The organism is Corynebacterium sp. (assembly GCF_030532965.1).
Taxonomy (GTDB): domain Bacteria; phylum Actinomycetota; class Actinomycetes; order Mycobacteriales; family Mycobacteriaceae; genus Corynebacterium.
In genome coordinates this window covers 1-18,628 of sequence record NZ_JAUNKC010000034.1, presented here as the reverse complement: position 1 = coordinate 18,628, position 18,628 = coordinate 1, and the positions used below count along the sequence as shown (strand labels likewise).

21 protein-coding genes are annotated in these 18,628 nt (G+C 55.1%); 5 read left to right on the top strand and 16 right to left on the bottom strand.

Annotated elements, in window-relative coordinates:
• Positions 1–11: 11 nt before the first annotated feature.
• The gene (locus Q4D85_RS12695) at positions 12–881 is read left to right on the top strand and encodes a hypothetical protein (RefSeq protein ID WP_303200922.1); all 870 of its coding nucleotides are present in this window, start codon (positions 12–14) and stop codon (positions 879–881) included.
• 8 nt (positions 882–889) lie between these two features.
• On the opposite strand, the gene Q4D85_RS12690 is transcribed toward Q4D85_RS12695, so the two are convergent.
• The 6 genes from Q4D85_RS12690 to Q4D85_RS12665 all read right to left on the bottom strand — a co-directional run bounded on the left by Q4D85_RS12690 (position 890) and on the right by Q4D85_RS12665 (position 7,592).
• Positions 890–1,945 carry an ABC transporter ATP-binding protein gene (locus Q4D85_RS12690; RefSeq protein ID WP_303200920.1) on the bottom strand — a complete coding sequence of 352 codons (1,056 nt, stop codon included), beginning with the start codon at positions 1,943–1,945 and terminating at the stop codon, positions 890–892.
• Complete coding sequence (locus tag Q4D85_RS12685; RefSeq protein WP_303200918.1) at positions 1,936–3,525, bottom strand: transporter; 1,590 nt, start codon at positions 3,523–3,525, stop codon at positions 1,936–1,938. The genes Q4D85_RS12690 and Q4D85_RS12685 overlap by 10 nt, the downstream gene beginning before the upstream one ends.
• The gene (locus Q4D85_RS12680; RefSeq protein ID WP_303200916.1) at positions 3,522–4,523 is read right to left on the bottom strand and encodes an extracellular solute-binding protein; all 1,002 of its coding nucleotides are present in this window, start codon (positions 4,521–4,523) and stop codon (positions 3,522–3,524) included. Before Q4D85_RS12680 ends, Q4D85_RS12685 begins: the two co-directional genes overlap by 4 nt.
• A gap of 100 nt (positions 4,524–4,623) precedes the next feature.
• Positions 4,624–6,006, bottom strand: a complete 1,383-nt coding sequence (locus tag Q4D85_RS12675) for an MFS transporter (protein ID WP_303200914.1) — start codon at positions 6,004–6,006, stop codon at positions 4,624–4,626.
• 106 nt (positions 6,007–6,112) lie between these two features.
• A complete protein-coding gene (locus tag Q4D85_RS12670; protein ID WP_303200913.1) occupies positions 6,113–6,823 on the bottom strand; it encodes a response regulator transcription factor in 711 nt (236 codons plus the stop codon).
• Positions 6,816–7,592: a sensor histidine kinase KdpD gene (locus Q4D85_RS12665; protein ID WP_303200912.1), complete on the bottom strand. Its 777-nt coding sequence runs from the start codon at positions 7,590–7,592 to the stop codon at positions 6,816–6,818. Before Q4D85_RS12665 ends, Q4D85_RS12670 begins: the two co-directional genes overlap by 8 nt.
• A 357-nt stretch (positions 7,593–7,949) precedes the next feature.
• Between Q4D85_RS12665 and Q4D85_RS12660 the strand changes: the two genes are divergently transcribed.
• Positions 7,950–8,510 carry an NADPH-dependent FMN reductase gene (locus Q4D85_RS12660; RefSeq protein ID WP_303200911.1) on the top strand — a complete coding sequence of 187 codons (561 nt, stop codon included), beginning with the start codon at positions 7,950–7,952 and terminating at the stop codon, positions 8,508–8,510.
• A 104-nt stretch (positions 8,511–8,614) separates the two neighbouring features.
• Positions 8,615–8,971: a TfoX/Sxy family protein gene (locus Q4D85_RS12655; RefSeq protein ID WP_303200910.1), complete on the top strand. Its 357-nt coding sequence runs from the start codon at positions 8,615–8,617 to the stop codon at positions 8,969–8,971.
• Here the strand turns inward: Q4D85_RS12655 and Q4D85_RS12650 are convergent.
• The 9 genes from Q4D85_RS12650 to Q4D85_RS12610 form a co-directional block, all read right to left on the bottom strand.
• The gene (locus tag Q4D85_RS12650; RefSeq protein ID WP_303200909.1) at positions 8,968–9,420 is read right to left on the bottom strand and encodes a hypothetical protein; all 453 of its coding nucleotides are present in this window, start codon (positions 9,418–9,420) and stop codon (positions 8,968–8,970) included. The genes Q4D85_RS12655 and Q4D85_RS12650 overlap by 4 nt on opposite strands.
• 100 nt (positions 9,421–9,520) lie before the next feature.
• Positions 9,521–10,159 carry a hypothetical protein gene (locus tag Q4D85_RS12645; RefSeq protein ID WP_303200908.1) on the bottom strand — a complete coding sequence of 213 codons (639 nt, stop codon included), beginning with the start codon at positions 10,157–10,159 and terminating at the stop codon, positions 9,521–9,523.
• A 9-nt stretch (positions 10,160–10,168) separates the two neighbouring features.
• Positions 10,169–10,561, bottom strand: coding sequence for an SMI1/KNR4 family protein (locus Q4D85_RS12640; RefSeq protein ID WP_303200906.1), 393 nt, complete (start codon positions 10,559–10,561; stop codon positions 10,169–10,171).
• Positions 10,545–11,081 (bottom strand): hypothetical protein, encoded by a 537-nt coding sequence (locus Q4D85_RS12635; protein WP_303200904.1) that lies wholly within the window; start codon positions 11,079–11,081, stop codon positions 10,545–10,547. Before Q4D85_RS12635 ends, Q4D85_RS12640 begins: the two co-directional genes overlap by 17 nt.
• Positions 11,082–11,156: 75 nt before the next feature.
• Positions 11,157–11,525, bottom strand: coding sequence for an SMI1/KNR4 family protein (locus Q4D85_RS12630; protein ID WP_303200903.1), 369 nt, complete (start codon positions 11,523–11,525; stop codon positions 11,157–11,159).
• A 1-nt stretch (position 11,526) separates the two neighbouring features.
• A complete protein-coding gene (locus Q4D85_RS12625) occupies positions 11,527–11,982 on the bottom strand; it encodes a hypothetical protein (protein WP_303200901.1) in 456 nt (151 codons plus the stop codon).
• Positions 11,983–12,033: 51 nt separating this feature from the next.
• Positions 12,034–12,480, bottom strand: a complete 447-nt coding sequence (locus Q4D85_RS12620) for a hypothetical protein (protein WP_303200899.1) — start codon at positions 12,478–12,480, stop codon at positions 12,034–12,036.
• A gap of 338 nt (positions 12,481–12,818) precedes the next feature.
• Positions 12,819–12,941 carry a hypothetical protein gene (locus Q4D85_RS12615; protein WP_303200898.1) on the bottom strand — a complete coding sequence of 41 codons (123 nt, stop codon included), beginning with the start codon at positions 12,939–12,941 and terminating at the stop codon, positions 12,819–12,821.
• Between the two features lie 86 nt (positions 12,942–13,027).
• Entirely contained in the window at positions 13,028–15,241 is a 2,214-nt protein-coding gene (locus Q4D85_RS12610; protein WP_303200897.1) for an NADP-dependent isocitrate dehydrogenase, read from the bottom strand.
• A gap of 371 nt (positions 15,242–15,612) precedes the next feature.
• On the opposite strand from Q4D85_RS12610, the gene Q4D85_RS12605 reads away from it, so the two are divergent.
• Positions 15,613–16,878 (top strand): ATP-binding protein, encoded by a 1,266-nt coding sequence (locus Q4D85_RS12605; protein ID WP_303200896.1) that lies wholly within the window; start codon positions 15,613–15,615, stop codon positions 16,876–16,878.
• 11 nt (positions 16,879–16,889) lie between these two features.
• Entirely contained in the window at positions 16,890–18,098 is a 1,209-nt protein-coding gene (locus tag Q4D85_RS12600) for an MFS transporter (RefSeq protein WP_303200895.1), read from the top strand.
• On the opposite strand, the gene Q4D85_RS12595 is transcribed toward Q4D85_RS12600, so the two are convergent.
• Positions 18,095–18,469 carry an immunity 22 family protein gene (locus Q4D85_RS12595; protein WP_303200894.1) on the bottom strand — a complete coding sequence of 125 codons (375 nt, stop codon included), beginning with the start codon at positions 18,467–18,469 and terminating at the stop codon, positions 18,095–18,097. The genes Q4D85_RS12600 and Q4D85_RS12595 overlap by 4 nt on opposite strands.
• Positions 18,470–18,628 lie beyond the last annotated feature (159 nt).

Below are 18,628 nucleotides of genomic sequence, written 5' to 3'. Positions count from 1 at the left end.
GTGGGTGTCCCATGGCTGATGCACTTCCATTTATCGCAACAACGCAGTCTGATGCTGAGCTCGTTGATGCATACTTGCACCAACGGTTGACCGCCGAAGGCAGTGCCGTAGCGCAGCAGGTGGTGGAAAAACTCGATCCGAAAAGAGCATACGACGGCACAACCATCGACCAGGTTTCGCGCCAAGTTTCCCATGACGAACTGGTCCAATACCTCGCATTACGCCTATGCGACGAACCAGGTGCCAGGTGGAAGTTCTGGGCGAAAACATCGGCAGATACCATCGCAGTTGATGTGGAACGACTGCTGTTCCTCCCGTCCCGTGATAGCGACGTTAACCTCGACGAACTTGCCCACGTGATTCAAGAAGGCAGCGAAACTGAAAAAGAAGCTGCGATTGCAACGTTTCTCACGATGAGCGAGGCGATTCCCCGACCAGACAACGCCGCGTTAGAGATGTGGCACGGATCCGCGAAACACATCACTGCGCAATTAGCGCCGATAGTCGACCAGTTGCGCGCGGATGGAACCGCATTAATTGCCCGGTGGCGGGAAAATCCGCCCTGCCCAGGCTTTGATCGTGAGGATTTCTGGGGCAGGAACAATCTGCTGGTTATCGGCGAGAATGCGTCAACCATCGCAGAACGCGACGTGCAACTGTACCTTGCCGAAGGGCTTTTGCATCGGTGCCCGGACGGCTGGTGGATGTTCGACACCATTGTGTGGCCGGGAACATCGCGCCCCAACGTGCACATGTTCATCTACTATCCGCCGCTGAAAAATGTGGTGAATATAGAAGCGGAAGCGGATCTTTTGAAAAACCCTGGCGCCGTTGAACATTTGTGGACGCTTCTGCACCAACCAGAGAAACTAGTGCCCTAATCTAGGTTTCAGCGTTGTGGAAGCGCCCACAGCCGGGTGGGATTAAAATCGATGCGCACTTCGTCCCCCGGGGTGGCGTAGGCCAATTCGTCATCGGGGGAGCAATGCAAAACGATGCGGCCATGGGTGGTTTCGATAGCCACATCGTGATGATCCCCCATGTAAATATTGCGGATGACCTGGCCTAAATTGCCGATCAAATGCCGTGCTTTTTCGCCGGTGGGAGTGGCGGAGGCACTATTGGGATAGCCGATAAGCACCATAGGCGAAGAATCACTCAGGCTCGGGTGCGCATCAACCGCCAGCGACGAACCAAGCGCGGACACCGTCGCCGTGGCCGTGCCAAATTTCGAATGGGAAACAACACCGGATGTTGGGATGAAAATTGACGCGCCTAAATGCCGCGCGATTTCCAGCGTGGCGGGTTGTTCCCGCATGTCCTGTGGGGACGCATCCTGGTCGATGCGGCCGTCGGCGAGGAAAATGATCCGGTCGGCGATGGAAAAAGCCTCGTCAATGTCGTGCGTGACGTAAAACGTCGTGCACCCCAATCGGCGGTGGGTGTGCAGAATTTGGCCCTTGAGCTGCGCAGAGGAATACGTATCGACGTGGGCGAGGGGCTCGTCGAAAAGCATAACGGTGGGCCGACGGATTAACGCGCGCGCCAACGCGGCTTTCTGCTGCTGACCCGTCGACAGCTGATGCGGATACCGAAACGCCAGGTGGTCAATACCCAAACTCAGCATGGCAACATCGGCGCCATAATCGCCAGCGAACCGGATATTCTCCGCAACAGTCATGTGGGGAAATAAGGAGGGCTGATCCATCATCATGCCAATCGGGCGGTGATGTGGCGGGCGGTTAATCAACGATTCGCCGTCAACCGTGAACGAACCCGTCGCCGGAATAAGCCCAGCGAGAGCACGCAGCAGCGTGGACTTTCCCGCCCCCGACCGGCCAAGAAGGACGATGAGTTCGCCGGGGTCCGCCTCGATGGAAACATCACGCAACAGCGTCGTGCCGCGTCGAACCACGCTGAGGTTCGTGATGCTAACTAAAGCCATGACAAGTTCCGCCTCTTAGTAGAAAAACTCAAACCTATTCCGTTAATGCCGACCAGAATCGCCCCGGCTATAGACACAATGACGATAGACACGGTCATGCTGATCTGGAAGGCAGCCGAATACTTGGCGGCGTCGAGAAGCGTAAAAAGCCGCAGCATAATCAGCGGAAGATCCGGCGAACTAACCCACAACAACGGAACAGCAAGCACCGACGCATTAGAAAAAATAGTGAGAAAACCGATAATCAACACATTCGTCGACCGAGGCAAAACCGTTGAGGTCACCGCACGCAGCGGGCCAACACCTTGGAGCAACGACACCAAAAACTCGGAACGCGACACAAACGGGCCGATATACACCATAAGGAAATACGTCATCGCAAGCGAACTGGGCAAACACGCCAAAACGATAAACCACAACGACGACCACGCACTGTGAATACCAGGCTGATTCGCGGCGATGCGCAACCCGCAACCAATAGACGCGCCGGGTGAAAGCGCCATCAACGCAAAAACCACATCGACCCCGCGGCGCCCTAATAACCCCCACCGGTTGCCACAGGAGCGGCGGGTGCCGAGCGCAATGGCCGAAAGGACGAGTGAGCACAATAACACCAGGAAGGCTAAGCCCATCGTGTTGATAATCGCGCTGCTTATCGGCGTAGCAGGATCCGCCGCAAAGCCACGAAATGCCAAAATCGAAATGAACAACAGCGCGACCGATCCGACCAGAACCACAGTGGTGGTTGGCATGCGTGCGGAAGAACCCACAGGTTGCTGAGATGAGGAACGCTGCGGGCTATTGATCCGAAGAAGCTGCGTCAATGCGGGACTACGACGGAGCAGATAGGCGTAGAAGCAGGCGACGCTGAGCACGACGAGCACAACCGGGATATTAAGCAATAACGCCATCGTGGCTTCCAGATTTTTATCGCCAAACGCATTGGAGCTAAACCACACATCGGTTGCTGTCACCGGTATCCGGGGCGAAATGATGTTGGGGGTCACCGGGTCGGAGATGATTGCGCTGAAAATAAAAGCAAACAGCGCTGGGGCGACAAGCACAAGTCGCTGCCAATAGACGGTGGTGAAAAGCCGCCACCCATATAATCCCGCAACCCGGGCGGCGTCGACCTCGGTGGCGGATACGGAACGCAGTGCCGTGCGTTGCCCGAAATAGGCCAAGGGGGCAAAAGCCATCGTGTAGGTGAATAACAGCGGGACCAGGCCGGTGAACGAACAGTTCTGGCAGAGGAAACCCGACCAGCTTGAGGCGCCGGTGCGGCCTAAAATTGTGCGCCAGCCTGCACCGATGACGAAATGGGGGATGGTGAGCTGAAACAGGAACAATAAGTCGAGGGCGATGACGGTCCGCCGTCGAAACTGGGCGGCTGCTAAGGCCGACACCGTCCCGATAACTAAGGCTGTGCAGGTGGCGAAAAGAGCTATCATGCTGCTGTTGAGCAGGGGTTTCCACGACGGGATTCCGCTTCCAGCGGTCGTTACAAGCGCTGCGTAGGGGATACCCATCACCACAGATGCGATGACGACGACGCTGAGTATCCAAAGCCAGGTTCTCATCGGCGCTGCTCCGAAAACCACTCCATCCAATAGCTGCGCTGGCGATCCGCAATGTCTGGATCAAGGGCAGCGATGCCGTGGGAGTCTTGCAAGCGGGAAGAAATATTGTTCTCAACTGAATCGCTGACGGGTAATTGCGGTAAGCCAACCTGGCGTGCCGACGTCTGGCCCGGCGGGGATAGCAGCCAGTTCATGACCTCATTGGCGGCTGTCTTATGTGCGCTACTTGCAAGAACCCCACCCGAAGCGATTTCAAACGATGTGCCTTCAGCCGGGTACGTCACCGCCAAGCTTTTGCCGGATACCGTTGTCTTATTCCGGCAATACGGTTCGTACGAAATCGCGACGGCTGCTTCACCGTTAGCCACCACATCGCTAGGCGCATTACCGGACCGGGTGAACCGATCCACGTTATCGAGGATGTCTCCGATCCGGTCTGGTGATTGCCCCGCTGCCTGAAGCGTCAATAACATGGCGTATCCGGTTCCCGACGACAACGGCGATGGGGCGGAGACCCAGCCGCGAAGCTCCGGTTGGAGCAAGTCCGCCCACGACCGGGGAACGTTTAACCCCAGCCGGGCAAGCGTATCCGGGTCGCTGCACAACGTCAACACTGAGGCATACACCCCAAACCAATGGTTCTTGTGGTCTTTAAAATCCGGTGGAATCGCAACCGCAGCCGGAAGTTGTACTGCTTCTAAAAGCCCCAACTGGGTGGCAAACCGATAGTTTTCCGAAGGCCCGCCGACCCACACGTCGAATTCGTGGGAGCCGCTTTCCAACCGCTTGAGGGCTTCCTGGGTAGGCAAGCTAACGTAGCGGACGTTGAGGTTCAGGTCGTCTTCGATGCCGCGTTTCCATTGCTCGCACACCCGAGCGTCGTTGGAGCAAATGATCGTGACATCGGTTTGGGCCGGAAGCAATGTGCGGTAAACGGTGGCTACTGACACGGCGGCCACCACGCATAATGCCAGGAACCTGAGCCATTTGGACAGCATGTTTCGGCCTCCTTTTTACCCGCTCTACCATAACAAAAGCGCTGGGGCATCGTCTCGTTTCGCTTGACGACGCTCCCAGCGTTGCTGTTTTAAGGCGGATCTAGACGTGGACGCCGTCGGTGGTTTCCAACTCAAGCTGGCGTTGCCGCATCAGTGCCTTTTCTTCCCGCCAGATCACCTGGAAGATCACCAGGATCAAAACTGTAAAGACCAGGAACACGATGAATGTGACGTTCCAACCTGCGTACTTAACCAGGAAGCCCACACCTGTGGATGCCAAGGTTGCACCCAGAAGGTACCCGAACAAACCGGTGAAGCCAGCTGCGGTACCTGCGACGTTGCGCGGCGATAGGTCCAAAGCCTGCAAGCCGATCAAGCCGACTGGGCCGTAGATGAAGCCACCGATCAACGCGACGAACAGCACCATCAACCAGAATGGGGTACCCACTGGGGCGAGCCAATACGCGGCGATGGACAGACCGGCACCCAAAGTGAAGAGCGAGATTGAAGCGGAGCGATTGCCTCTGAACACGTTGTCGGAAAGCCAACCACACAGCACCGTTCCGATGAAACCGGCGAGCTCGAACGCGGCGAAACCGACCAAGCCGCTCCCGATACTCATGTGGTGTTGTTCCGAAAGGTAGGTGGTGATCCAGTGCAGCACACCGTACCGCAGGGCATAGACGAAGACGTTGGCAATGGCCAGCAGCATGATGATGCGGCTTCGCAGAATGTAGGTGAATACCAATTCCTTTGTGGACACCTTTTCGGCGGCCTCATCGGCAACCTTGGCCGGGTCGTTGCGGTATTCGTCGACAGTCGGCAACCCCACGGATTGCGGATTATCACGGATAAGCAGGAACGCAATCAACGCGACGACAAGCGCAACCAGTGCGGGCAGCCAATACGCCGACCGCCAGTCATCGCCGGTGATGCTCAGGCCGATACCCACCAGCACCGGCAATGCAAACGCACCCAGGTTGTGGGAGGTGTTCCACAGCGAACCTTTCCAACCGCGTTCGCTGGTTGAGAACCACTGGACCACAATCCGGCCGCACGGCGGATAGCCCATTCCCTGGAACCAGCCATTCAAGAACATCACGGTGGCGAAAATTCCGACGCTGGCCGACACCCACGGGACGAACGCCACCACCAGGTTCATTAATGCAGACAATGCCAAACCGAGCGGCAGGAAATACCGGGCATTGGAACGGTCGGAGATCATCGCGCTGAAGAACTTCGACAAGCCGTAGCTGACTAGAACGGCGTTGCCAATAATACCGATGGCTGGTTTATCAATAGCGCCGTTTTCGTCGATAAGCAGCGGTGCGATCGCCGAGATGTTATTACGAATGAGATAAAAACCCGCATAACCTAGGAAAATTCCCATGAACACCTGCAGTCGTAAGCGCGGGTACTTGCGATCTACTTCTTCCGGCGGCAGCGGTGTGGCAGGGCTGGGAGCTTGCAACCAACCAAACATAAGAGGCACTCCTTTGTGCACAAACGTGTTGTATCAACTGATTGTGATTGTGCTCAGCGCTTGGTAACCGTGGTTGGTGTTGCGGTAACAGTCGGTAACAGTGCTGTTACTGAACGGGTTGCTCACGCTGGAAAACGTAGCCTTGACCCCGCACAGACGTGATTGAATCTGCTGGTAAACCGGCATTTTCTAGCTTCTTTCGGAGCCGATACGCAGTCGACTTCACCATATTTCTTCCACCCTGGGTGGCGGTGGTATTCCACACTTCATTAAGCAACCGCTTGATGCTAACCACCTCATTCGGGTGGGACACCAACGCCTGCAGCAATTTACCCTCAGTCGCAGTGGTGTCAATCTTCCGGCCTGCGATGAAAACCTCATGATTTACGGTGTTGATGGTCACCACCCCATGCGTGATTTCGTGAGCGGCAGGGTGGGGAAGGCCGGAACTGCGCCGCAGCACCGCCAGCGACCGTAACACCAATTCCTTGGGCGAAAACGGTTTGGCCAGGTAATCGTCCGCGCCCGCCTCAAGTCCTTCGACCCGGTTGTCCGTATCGCCCAGCGCCGTCAGCATGATAATGGGAACATCGCCGTTGTGTGAGGCACGAATCCGCTGGCACAGTGCATATCCGGAGGCATCCGGCAGCATCACATCAAGGATAATGAGGTCGCAGTGATTCTCCGTAAATAACCGCCAACCCTTGTGCGCCGTGGTTGCGGAAATCACGTCCAGTCCTTCCAATTCAAGGGCGTACCTGACGATCTGGATCATCTGTGGTTCGTCGTCAATAACGAGAACACGGTGGTTATACATTGGGATTCCTTGGAAGAGTAATCAAAACAGATGTGCCGTGCTGCGCAATGGAATCAATCAATACCGTGCCCTGGTGTAATGCCACAATCTTCTGGGTGATAGACATGCCCAGCCCGGCGCCGATGGGGGTTTTCGTGCTTGTCGACGTACTGAACTGCGCAAACGGCACAAAGACGTCCCGTTGCTGATGAAGCGACATACCGGGACCGCAATCCGCGATCGTGATAATCACCCCGGTTGTGGTTTCCTCCACATTGACCACAATGTCGCTTTCCGCTGCCGCATACCGCGCCGCGTTATTAATGACATTCCACAACGCATGCCGGATCAATTGCACATCAGCGCGAATGACAAGCGGGTCGCCCGGATCATCAACGATGATGGGCACCTCGCTGATCGCCCGTAACTCCTGGGCGGTTTCTCTCAGTAGTGACCGCAGGTCACAATCGGTGAAGGTTGCTTTCACATTGCCGCTATTGAATTTCGCATGCAAAAGGAATGTTTCCGCCACTTCGATCGCGCGAGTGGAATTGGACGTAATCGTCGATACGAGTCTGCGGCGCTTTTCGGTGCCAATGTCAGATTCTTGGGCAAGCAGCTCTGCTGCGCTTCGAATCAGTGACAGGGGCGTGCGGATCTCATGCGCCAATATCTGTTCGTCGGTTACGGCGTACCGAGTCGCACACTCGCACCGCCGCATAATAACAGCCGTGATGACCGATGCTAACGTGGCGGCAACCACAGCTGTGGCGATCAGGGCAGCGGACATACTTGCAAAGATACCCCACTCAGACACCAACCTTGGTGGGTTGCCCTTAAGCAGCGCAACAGATGTCTACCGTTATCGTCCTTATGCGGAAAAATAAACGTCGTCGGGCTCAACGCTGCGCGGGGGATCGTCGAAAAGCAACGAGCCACTCATAAACGAAAAATATAAAAGCAAACGTCGCGCCCTGGCTGCGAATGGAGCAAAAGAGCCCAAGGTCACAGTTTGGGACGTCGCGCATAAAACCCCATATGCAGAGGTTTTCTCACGACTCGCGGTAGCGTCAGGGTAACCCGGGGTCAGTTCTAACCCGAGGTACGATGACGCCTAAGAGTATCTGAACAACGATAAGGACAACCTATGTCACGTATTGGCGTAATTCTCGGATCCACCAGGCCCACCCGCATCAGCCCACAGATCGGGCAGTGGGCAGCATGCGAACTCGGCGCAGAGTCCGCGCATAACTACGAAATCATCGACCTGCAGGAACTTAACCTCCCGCTTTACGACGAACCTCAATCCCCGCGCGTCAGCCAAGACTACAAACACGAGCACACCAAAAAATGGTCAGCCCTAGCCTCCAGTTTTGACGGCTTTGTCCTCATCCTGCCGGAATACAACGGCAACATGCCCGCTGTGCTCAAGAACGCCCTCGATTACCTGTACCAGGAATGGCAGGGCAAGCCAATAACCTATATTTCCTACGGCTTCGGCGGCGGCACAGCATCTGCTGCGGCATTCGAGACGACCGCCACCTACTTCGGCTTCACCCTCCTTGATAAGCACGCGAGCCTGAATCTCACGCCTGAGCTTTTCGACGAAACCGGCAAGCTGGTTGACCCCGCCCAAGCCTTCGGCGCACAAGCCAACGAACTCAAGGCAATCGACGAAGCACTGACCGCTGCCCTCGCAGCCGCCTAACCCCGCAACGTGATGGCTTACAAGAGCGCACCCAGTTCGCAATTCGCACATGCGATAAGGTGCGCTTTAGTTTTCATTGAGCCATACAGCCTAGAAAGAAAATCATGGCCGCAGATAAACCGGAACAACAAACACTTCTCACCAGGATTCGTGAGCTCCTCCCGGACTTAGCAGACACCCGCGAAGTAGCCATGTTCGGCGGACGGGCAATCATGGTCAACAACAAAATGATCGTCAGCGTCGCCACGAGCGGTGACCTCCTCGTTCGCGTCGCGCCCGACAAACATGCTGCGCTGGTAACCAAAGCGGGTGCAACCCAAGCCGAAATGGGACACAACCGCCGAATGGGGCCAGGCTGGATCACAGTAGCGGCTAAAGCATTAACGACACGTGAGGATCTTCACTTCTGGGTGTCCACCGCCCTGGAATACAACGAGAAACTCACTGACAAACAACCCTAAGCAACAGCATCCACCTTGCGGAGATAATCCATAAACGCCTGCGGCAGGGCACAGTCAACCTGCATCAGCCAGTGGAAAAAGAGGAAATCATAAGGGTCTTGCTGCTCTGGGGATGGGGAATCGGTGAGGAATTCATATTCAACAAAGAAGTCTGTCACCTGGTGAATATTTCGATCCGCTTCTGGCAGCCCTAGGAAATGCTTCCACGTGCGAGCTCGGTGTTCGGCGAGGTCGTCCTTGGTGGCCTTTCCCACCAGAAAGTCGCGGCCTAAAGCAATATCGCCTAGTGGCTCCAAGAAGCGTCCGTGCGGGACAACTTCATGCTCGGCGAAGTCCATGCAAGCGCGTACAAAATCCGAATAGGCATGCCGTTCCATAAAGCCGCTTTCCTCAAATTCGTCATAGACCCGAAGATCCTCGCGATCATCGTAAAGCGAAGTATCATCCATAAAACTTACGTAGCTCCTTAGGTTTTAAAAAAGCGTTGATTTTAGGGTGAGATGGTCTGCTCGCTGCTATTTACCAAGGCTATCGGTGTTTGTTGCTTTATCACTCACCATCATAGGTTTGCCAGTTTTGCTTCGCGAAACGTGCACGGCTTTGTTCTTGGGCAAGGACGCTAAAGAACCGGGTCGGAAGTTTCGGGTCGATGTCGATGAGTGCTGGGAAAAAGATCATTTCCCACGGTTGCCACATTTCTTCGTCATAGGTCCCATCTAAAAAATGAGGGATAGCCAGCAACTGCCCCAACTTTTCTAGGGACGAATCTGGCTTGTTTTTCACTTCCGATAATGAGCGTAGTTGCTGCGCAGAAATCGAAGCGTGGAGAAATCGGAGTGCGTGCTGAGCTGTTTTCCGTAAAAGACCCGACCGGTCAAACCCCGCCACCTGGTTGTAGCAAAAATCGGCGACAGAGTCCATATATCGTTGCTGATCTAGTAGAGAGAAGAAATCGGTGCAAATGTACGGGTCGCTCAAGTCGAGGTGGCGGTACAGCTGAAACGTTAAGCACTTTTCGCCTAGGTAGCGCAGATCTTCCTCGGTGATGGACACATCGGCAGAGTTTCTGCATTCGTGGTCGTACTGGCTTTTCTGTAAGTATCGAGTTATGGCTGCCGCCTCCTGCTGGGAGGCCGGTTGGGCAATTGCAGCAAGTAGATTTTCGCGCAGCAAAAAGGACGGTTCCATGGTGCACCACTAGGCGAAACTCAGTAGCTCTTTGGTATCGGGGTTTATTAATCTGCGGAGGAAAGCCCGTATGTGGAAGTCCCGTAAATAGAAATACTGTGAATAGAAGTGCCACAACTCGCCTTGGGCGTGGCCGCGAACGATGATGACGATGTAGGAGTCAGGGCCCACCTGGTGCACAGGGATTGCGCCTGGAAGGCAGGTAATTTCTTCACCGGAATAGAAGTTTTCGGTGTGGGGGAAATCCTCACCTAGGTTGATGGTGAAGGGGGTGTGTGGTTTCTGCCTGTAGAAGAACCGCCACGCTGCGGACTTGCGGTTGTTTTCATCCAGCAGGAAGTTTCGGTACTCCTCCGGCAGTTGGTAGAGCATTTCCTCTTCAACGTCAGTGATTGTGCGCATAGTGGGACAGTGACCATTTTCTCGAGAGTCGGGTAAAGAAATTGTAGGGGAGGTCATGGTCGATGGTAATGAGGAGGGAAAAGATTTCCTCATCCCACGGGTCCCAATCACTTTCACAAATCCAACTGTTCAGAAAATCGGAATCCGCCAGCAGCTCCGCAAGTTTCATAACCGGTGTGGCGGCCGTTTCAAACGCCCTCGTGGACGGAACCACCTCTTGAAACCGGCCAGGAACCTTCAGAAGCGTGTGCGCATACGCTGCTTTCTGCTTCACCTCCGCAGCAGCAACATGCTGCAAACAAAAATCTAGGATAAACTCCACGTATTTTTCCTGCTCCACATGGGTGCAGAACCCAGTGAGCTCCAAAAAGTCGCAGCACATGCGGGAACTGCTGAGGTCGAGGTGCTGAAACAACTCGAGATGCAGGCACGAATCGCAAAGATCATTCAAATCACTAAGGCCCAAAGCTGCATGGGGGTGATGGGGAAAATCCTTGGCCTTGTTAATGAAACGCACCACCGCCGCAGCCTCCGCGGGCGATGCGGGATGAGAGATAGCGTCAAGGAGATTGTTGTACAGCAGTCGGGAAAGCGCCTACGGATTGAGATCTAGCCAATCGGCAAATGCTAGTGGTTTATGGGTGCGGGGGTTTGCTAGGCGCCGGAAGAAGTTGCCCGCGTCGAAAAGCCACAGCTCACCTTGGGTGCTGCCCCGCGCAACGATGACAACATACGTCTCTTGACCAACCTGCTGCACGGGGAGAACACCCACACGGCGCACCGCGCCGTAAGCATTGTCGGTGTAGGGGAAATCCTCGGTGAGATCAAGCGCAAACGGCGCTGTTTCAGTAAAGAAGAACCGCCACGCCGGTGACTTGCGGTTGTTTTCATCCAGCAGGAAGTTTCGGTACTCTTCGGGCAGCCGGTAGAGCATTTCATCTTCAACGTCAGTGATCGTGCGCATATTAGGAGTTTTCGTACACGTAGTCCAAGAAGGCGGTTGGAAGGCCTGGGCGAATGTCGAGGAGGAGGTTGAGGAACAAGAAACAGTGGGAATCGGGGTCTTCGGGGGATTCGATGCCCTGCAGCAGGTCGGGGTACAGAAAGATCAGCGTGAGCCGTTGAATATCTTTCGCGATACCATCTAACCTGTCGTGGCGGTGCCACGCTTGTGACTGGGCGGAGGTGAGCTGCTTTGCGGTCACATCTCCTGCGAGGAATTTCCTTGCCAGATCGAGATCATTGTGGCAGGTTCGGTCCCCGTCTAGGGGGAGCACCACAGTCTCTGTGAAGTTGAGGCACAACGTGATAAAAGCCGTCCACGGGGTGGATTCGAAAAGCCCAAGGGTTTCCAGCTCGTCTTCCACGCGGACGTCCTCATCATCCATGTCAGGGTTGTGAGGGAGCGAAGTCTCGGCCATAAGTCTCAAGTATAAAATCTCCGCTTAGCCACAATCGGGCGAATCTGGCAATTAATTTTCGCGCATAAAGTTTCTAAAGTCGGTGGCCAGGCTTGGATCAATGTCCCACAGCAGATTGATAAACAGGAAACTGTTGGGGTCTGGCTGCTCTGGTTTCTCAATTCCGGATAACAGGTCGGGGTAAAGGAAGATCACCGTGAGCCGCTGAATGTGCTTGTTGGTTCCGCTCAAATTCCTCAACCTGTCCCACGCTGCGGTACGGCGTTGCTCAAGGTCGCTTTCGGTGATGTAGCCCGAAAGGAACTGCCGTGCGGCATCAATATCGCCCTGAGGGAGTGGGTCTTGGGTTATGGGTATGACTGATTCTTCAGTGAAGGTGAGACAGAGCCCGATGAAAGTATCCCACGGTGTTGAATCGAAAAAGCCTTCTTGCTCAAGCTCGTGGTAGACGCGAATATCGTCGCGATCGCTCAGATCGGGTTCGTCTTCGTTGACCATAAAACTCAAGCATAAAGCAAGAAAGCGTGGGATTCTGACGTTTGGGACGTTCCGGGTTCCGGCTCGTTTCCCTATGCAACTCGACCAATCCTGCATAGGCGTAGGGATTGACGGGCCTGGACAACGGAACAGTCGAGTCGGTGTAATTCTTTGGGCACTAAGCCGCGCGGAACGAAGGGGGCACCTCGACCAATCCTGCGCGGGGTACTGGTATTGGTGGGGTGTTTATGGAAAGAGTCGAGTTATAGGAGGTAGCTACTTTTATGTAAGGAATTCCCACCACGTGGTGGGGAGTGTCAGGCGCAGCTTCATTACGCTGTGCTCCCGCTAGATACTTCCTAGCGATCACGTTTGTGTGCAACGGAAGCAAACTCGCCCTCGCAAACGAGAACTACGCCGACCGGATGGGTTTTGTTGCGCAAGTGGTCGCTGGTGGCGTCGAAAAGCGAAGGCGGAGTCATTGACGCACACCTGTGGCAATAAAAAAGGGGCCTGACCACCCGCCCCCTGAACAGGGAGCGAAGGTCAAGCCTGTGTTATGCGAAGGTTACTTCTTCAAGCCATCAATGATGTCGTTGAACTTAGCGGAAGGACGCATAACCTTTTCAGCCTTTTCGCATGGCTGGTAGTAGCCGCCGAGATCGGCAGGGGAACCCTGAACAGCGAGCAATTCAGCGTTGATCTCATCGGAACCTGCAACGAGTGCTTCCGCAACAGGCTTGAAGGTCTCGGCCAGCTCAGCATCCTCAGTCTGTGCAGCAAGAGCCTTTGCCCACTCGGTTGCCAGGAAGAAGTGGGAGCCACGGTTATCGATCTCGCCAACCTTGCGGGAAGGAGACTTGTTCTCATCCAGCAGACGCTCGGTAGCGGCGTCGAGAGCATCAGCCAGCACGGCAGCCTTCTTGGTGCCACCGGTGTTGGTGATGTGGCGCAGGGACTCAGCCAACGCCAGGAACTCACCCAGGGAATCCCAACGCAGGTGGTTTTCTTCCTGAACCTGCTGGACGTGCTTCGGTGCGGAACCGCCAGCACCGGTCTCGAATAGGCCGCCGCCAGCCATCAACGGAACGATAGACAGCATCTTCGCCGAGGTGCCCAGCTCAAGGATGGGGAACAGGTCGGTGTTGTAGTCACGCAGCACGTTACCGGTCACGGAAATGGTGTCCTCGCCGCGGCGGATACGCTCGATGGAAACCTTGGTTGCCTCAACGGGGGACTTGATGGTGATGTCAAGGCCTTCGGTGTCGTGGTCGGCCAAGTACTTCTCCACCAGGGTGGTCAGGTTGCGGTCGTGTGCACGCTCTGGGTCCAGCCAGAAGATCGCTGGCATGCCGGACAAGCGAGCACGGTTAACAGCAAGTTTGACCCAGTCCTGGATTGGGGCGTCCTTGGTCTGGCAGGCGCGCCAAATGTCGCCAGCCTCAACGTCGTGCTCAATCAGGACGTCACCGGCGGAGTTGACAACCTGCACCTTGCCGTCGGCGGCAATGCGGAAGGTCTTGTCGTGGGAGCCGTACTCCTCAGCCTTCTGCGCCATCAAACCAACGTTAGGGACGGTACCCATGGTGGAAGGATCGTACGCGCCGTTGGCCTTGCAGTCGTCGATGACGGTCTGGTACACACCCGCGTAGCAGGAGTCAGGGATCACAGCGAGGGTGTCCTGCTCCTCACCGGCAGCGTTCCACATGTGGCCGGAGGTGCGGATCATGGCAGGCATGGAAGCATCAACGATCACGTCGGAAGGAACGTGCAGGTTGGTGATGCCCTTGTCGGAGTTGACCATAGCCAACGCTGGGCCCTCAGCCAGAGCCTTCTCGAAAGCAGCCTGGATCTCAGCGCCGTTTTCTACCGACTCCAGGCCGGTGTAGATGGCAGCCAGGCCGTTCTCACCGTTGAGGCCATTGGCCTGAAGAACGTCACCGTACTGGGCGAAAACGTCAGAGAAGTAGGCGCGCAGCACGTGGCCGAACAGGATGGGGTCGGAAACCTTCATCATGGTGGCCTTGAGGTGGGTGGAGAACAACACACCCTCCTCCTTGGCGCGAGCAACCTGCTTAGCCAAGAACGCATCCAGTGCCTTGGCGGACATGAAGGTGCCGTCGATAACCTCGCCAGCAAGAACCTTCAGGTCAGCCTTCAACACGGTCTCGGTGCCATCAGCAGCAACGTGCTTGATGGTCAAAACATCATCGGCAGGCATGATGACGGACTTCTCGTTGTGGCGGAAGTCGTTGGCATCCATGGTGGCAACGTTCGTCTTGGAATCAGCAGACCATGCACCCATGCGGTGAGGGTTTTTCTTCGCGAAATTCTTCACGGCAATCGGTGCGCGGCGGTCGGAGTTGCCCTCACGCAACACTGGGTTAACAGCGGAGCCCTTGACGGCGTCGTAACGCGCACGGATGTCCTTTTCCTCAGGGGTTTCAGGATTGTCTGGGTAATCAGGAATCTTGTAGCCGAAGCCCTGAAGTTCCGCGATGGCAGCCTTGAGCTGAGGTACGGAAGCGGAGATATTAGGCAGCTTAATGATGTTCGCCTCAGGGGTCTTAGCCAACTCGCCCAATGCGGACAGAGCGTCCTCAACCTTCTGGTCGTCGCTCAAGAATTCGGGGAATTGCGCCAGGATACGCCCTGCAAGCGAGATGTCGCGGGTCTCAACCTCAATGCCTGCGGTGGAAGCGAAAGCCTCAACGATTGGTTTGAGGGAGAGGGATGCGAGGAATGGAGCCTCGTCGGTACGGGTCCAAATGATCTTAGCCATGTGTCTCCTTTAAGGAATAAAAGCTCTAAGTACAACTGTTCAGGATACCTTATAGCACCCCGCATTCGTTACCTTTATGCAGCAATTTTGGGGGTTACCAGCGGTCTTGATCTGTCATCCGGGGGTAAAAACAGTACGGTTGTCCGGTTTTTGCAGGCTGTGCTTTTCGACGCTTGGGCCGCGCCGTCGCCACGCCTAAGCGTAAAAACCGCCGAAGCTTCGTGCCCGACGAACGCTTTTCGACGCCCACATATCGGGCGGCAAATCTGACAGAAATATAGCGGCAGATCTGACAGAAATGCAGCGGAAAATCTAACAGAAATGCAGCGGCAAATCTGACAAAGTGCAGGTAAATGGGGTAGGGTGTGGTTATGGATACCTTGCGTAGATTTGTGACATTCGAGCTTGAAGAATCGCTCGAAGATTCGCCAGTCGTCATGATTGAAGGTGCCCGACAGGTGGGCAAAAGCACTTTGGCTAAAAGCTTTATCAAAAAGCGGGCAGCGGAATATGTGACGTTGGACGATGCGCCGACATTGGAACTGGCAAGGTTCGATCCGATGACGTTTCTGGCTCGTGCGGGTGATCGACTGCTGATCGTTGATGAAGCGCAACGATTACCGGAGTTAATCCTTCCGCTCAAAGCGACAGTCGATAATGATCGTCGTCCGGGAAGATTCTTGTTTACAGGATCGGCCAATTTACTCAAGCTTCCTGGTGTGGGCGACTCCCTTGCGGGCCGGGTTTCAGCGGTTTCATTGAAGCCTTTTTCGATGGGAGAGATTGATCAACGCGCAGTGCCAGAGGATTTTGTCTCTTGGCTGTTAGGCGTGGTGGCAGGCGATGTCTTGCTGCCACCACGGTTTGATACTGATCGAGAAGAACTAGCAAAGAATGTCTGTATTGGTGGATATCCAGAGCCGGTTGCTCGTTCGACACCTAGACGACGGAACCAATGGTTTATCAATTACATCCAACGTTTAGTTGTCAACGATGCTGTAACTATCGGGGGTAATAGCAAAAATTTGCTTGAAGCGTGCCTGAAACGTTTAGCTGCGGAGCCTGCGCAACCGGTTGTTCAAGCTAAATTGGCGCGCCAACTTGGCGCGTCGGCTCGTGATGCCAAAGCGGTACTTGAGTTGGCTAAAACGATGTTTCTTATAGAAGAAATTCCAGCGTGGAGTTCAAGTTTTTCTAACCGGGATTTAAAGACGGCAAAATCATCATTGATTGATACGGGACTTGCAGCGAGCTTGACGGGGTTCCATCCAGAGAAATCAATTCACGTTGGCGGAATGGAGTATTTCGGAGCGTTGCTGGAACAATACGTTACGCAACAGTTGCTCGCGCAGCGTTCGTGGAGCAACGAGTTTTATGATCTGTTCCACTATCGAACCCGTGATAATCAGGAGATTGACCTGGTTATCGAATTGCGCGATGGACGGTTGATTTTTGTTGAGATCAAGGCGACCCAGACGCCGTCGATAGATGCGTTTAAAACAATGCGTAATGTTAAAGAAAAATTAGGGGAGCGCGTTGCCGCTGGCGTGGTGTTCCACACGGGAAGTTTCTGCCATCGGATTCATGACTGGATGTTCCAATTACCGATTAGTGCTTTGTGGTGCCACGAGGTGTAAGGTGTTCCCTCGTGATTTTTCGACGACAAACACTTCCACGACAAACCGAGATCAGTGATCGCCAGCGGCTGATTGTGATGATCGCTATCGGCCTGGGTGGGTTCGGCATTGGCGTGAGTGAATTTGTTGCAATGGGGTTATTGCGCAATATCGCGCAGGCGTATGCGGTCGCGGAGAACACCGCCGGGCACATTATCTCTGCGTATGCCTTGGGCGTGGTGATCGGTGCGCCGGTGATTACGGCTTTCACCGGCATGATGCCGCGTCGGCGGTTGCTGTTGCTGCTCATGGTGGCGTTCGTGGTGGGCAATGCGCTGACGGCGTTGGCGACGACGATGCCCACGCTGCTAGCGGCCCGGTTTATTGCGGGTTTTCCGCATGGTGCGTTTTTCTCTGTCGCGGCTTTGGTTGTCACGTCGATGGCACCGGAAGGGCAACGTGGTCGGGCGCTGGCCTTTGTGGGGATGGGGTTCCCGTTATCAAGCCTGGTGGGTGTTCCCGCCGCGCAGGCCGTCGGGGAGGCTACCGGGTGGCATAACGCGTATGTGCTGGTCTCCGCCGTTGGCCTGGCGACGCTGGTCGCGCTGTGGTTTTTGATGCCGCACATGACGAAAATGCCGCCGACGAGCCCGCTGTTAGAACTAAGCTCATTACGCCGGTTACAGGTGTGGTTATCGCTTGCGATTGGCGCAGTTGGTTTCGGTGGAATGTTCGCGGTTTATACCTATATTTCGTGGACGATGACCAACCGGGCGGGCCTTGACCCGGACCTCATGTGGTTGGTGCTAAGCATTTATGGTGTGGGGATGATCGTCGGCAACTGGGTGGGCGGTCGTCTTGCCGACTGGTCAGTTGAAGGCGGCATCGCGGTGTCGCTTACGGCGATTGTGTTGTCGTTGGCGGCGTTTTATTTCACGACCACGGCCGTGGTTCCGGCGGTGGTCAACTTCGCTGTGATCGGCGGCTGCGCCTCGGCGCTGATTCCGTGCCTGCAAATACGCCTCATGGACGTGGCTGGCAAAGCCAAGACCCTGGCGGGTGCGTTGAATCACTCCGCGTTAAATATCGCCAATGCTGCGGGCGCGTCGATGGGTGGTGCGGTCATCGCCGCCGGCTACGGGTATGCGTCGCCAGCTTTAGTCGGCGCGGCGCTGGGTGTATGCGCCATTATGGTGTGGGCGCTTGCCGTTGCGTTACGACGCCGCAGCGCCGCAGCCTAACGGTGGTATTCGTAACAGCCGACGAATACCACGCCATGTTTATGCGTGACGTGGCCGTCAAACTTCAGGTTATAGACGGCGATCACGCAGGTTTTCTCGTCGATAGTGTCGGGAATCTGATCGGCAAAGCACTCGGCATACGACAGCGGCTCGATTAATTGCTGCCAGCTTAAACCGTCAGTTTCGGCGCGGTACGCTTCCCTACAATCCTCGTCGTAGTACTCAATCTCGAAATCCTGGGTGAATGCAGATGCAAGAAAGTCGTCATCATCGTGGATCTCGGAATAATCTATGGCGAGGTACTTCTCCAATTCGGCTTCGGATGCGAAATCTCCTACCCAAATGGAAACAGTGTCGGTACGCGCTGACATAGTTGTGTTCTTTCATTGAAGGTGTTCTTTGGCAGTTGTCTGAATTAGAGACCGGCAAGGACGATGAAAAACGTGATTAACGGGGATCTAATATTCTCAGTTAAATTGAGGTTTTCTCACCAGGAAAATGCGTATGAAATGTTGACCTGTGGTTTTGGG

Coding starts and splice junctions, on each gene's coding strand:
- Q4D85_RS12650 (WP_303200909.1), bottom strand. CDS start 9,420: ATGGATGATACTTCGCTTTACGATGATCGCGAGGATCTTCGGGTCTAT.
- Q4D85_RS12660 (WP_303200911.1), top strand. CDS start 7,950: ATGTCACGTATTGGCGTAATTCTCGGATCCACCAGGCCCACCCGCATC.
- Q4D85_RS12670 (WP_303200913.1), bottom strand. CDS start 6,823: ATGTATAACCACCGTGTTCTCGTTATTGACGACGAACCACAGATGATC.
- Q4D85_RS12625 (WP_303200901.1), bottom strand. CDS start 11,982: ATGGCCGAGACTTCGCTCCCTCACAACCCTGACATGGATGATGAGGAC.
- Q4D85_RS12645 (WP_303200908.1), bottom strand. CDS start 10,159: ATGGAACCGTCCTTTTTGCTGCGCGAAAATCTACTTGCTGCAATTGCC.
- Q4D85_RS12640 (WP_303200906.1), bottom strand. CDS start 10,561: ATGCGCACAATCACTGACGTTGAAGAGGAAATGCTCTACCAACTGCCG.
- Q4D85_RS12680 (WP_303200916.1), bottom strand. CDS start 4,523: ATGCTGTCCAAATGGCTCAGGTTCCTGGCATTATGCGTGGTGGCCGCC.
- Q4D85_RS12595 (WP_303200894.1), bottom strand. CDS start 18,469: ATGTCAGCGCGTACCGACACTGTTTCCATTTGGGTAGGAGATTTCGCA.
- Q4D85_RS12630 (WP_303200903.1), bottom strand. CDS start 11,525: ATGCGCACGATCACTGACGTTGAAGATGAAATGCTCTACCGGCTGCCC.
- Q4D85_RS12615 (WP_303200898.1), bottom strand. CDS start 12,941: ATGACTCCGCCTTCGCTTTTCGACGCCACCAGCGACCACTTGCGCAAC.
- Q4D85_RS12665 (WP_303200912.1), bottom strand. CDS start 7,592: ATGTCCGCTGCCCTGATCGCCACAGCTGTGGTTGCCGCCACGTTAGCA.
- Q4D85_RS12685 (WP_303200918.1), bottom strand. CDS start 3,525: ATGAGAACCTGGCTTTGGATACTCAGCGTCGTCGTCATCGCATCTGTG.
- Q4D85_RS12610 (WP_303200897.1), bottom strand. CDS start 15,241: ATGGCTAAGATCATTTGGACCCGTACCGACGAGGCTCCATTCCTCGCA.
- Q4D85_RS12675 (WP_303200914.1), bottom strand. CDS start 6,006: ATGTTTGGTTGGTTGCAAGCTCCCAGCCCTGCCACACCGCTGCCGCCG.
- Q4D85_RS12690 (WP_303200920.1), bottom strand. CDS start 1,945: ATGGCTTTAGTTAGCATCACGAACCTCAGCGTGGTTCGACGCGGCACG.
- Q4D85_RS12655 (WP_303200910.1), top strand. CDS start 8,615: ATGGCCGCAGATAAACCGGAACAACAAACACTTCTCACCAGGATTCGT.
- Q4D85_RS12695 (WP_303200922.1), top strand. CDS start 12: ATGGCTGATGCACTTCCATTTATCGCAACAACGCAGTCTGATGCTGAG.
- Q4D85_RS12605 (WP_303200896.1), top strand. CDS start 15,613: ATGGATACCTTGCGTAGATTTGTGACATTCGAGCTTGAAGAATCGCTC.
- Q4D85_RS12620 (WP_303200899.1), bottom strand. CDS start 12,480: ATGGTCAACGAAGACGAACCCGATCTGAGCGATCGCGACGATATTCGC.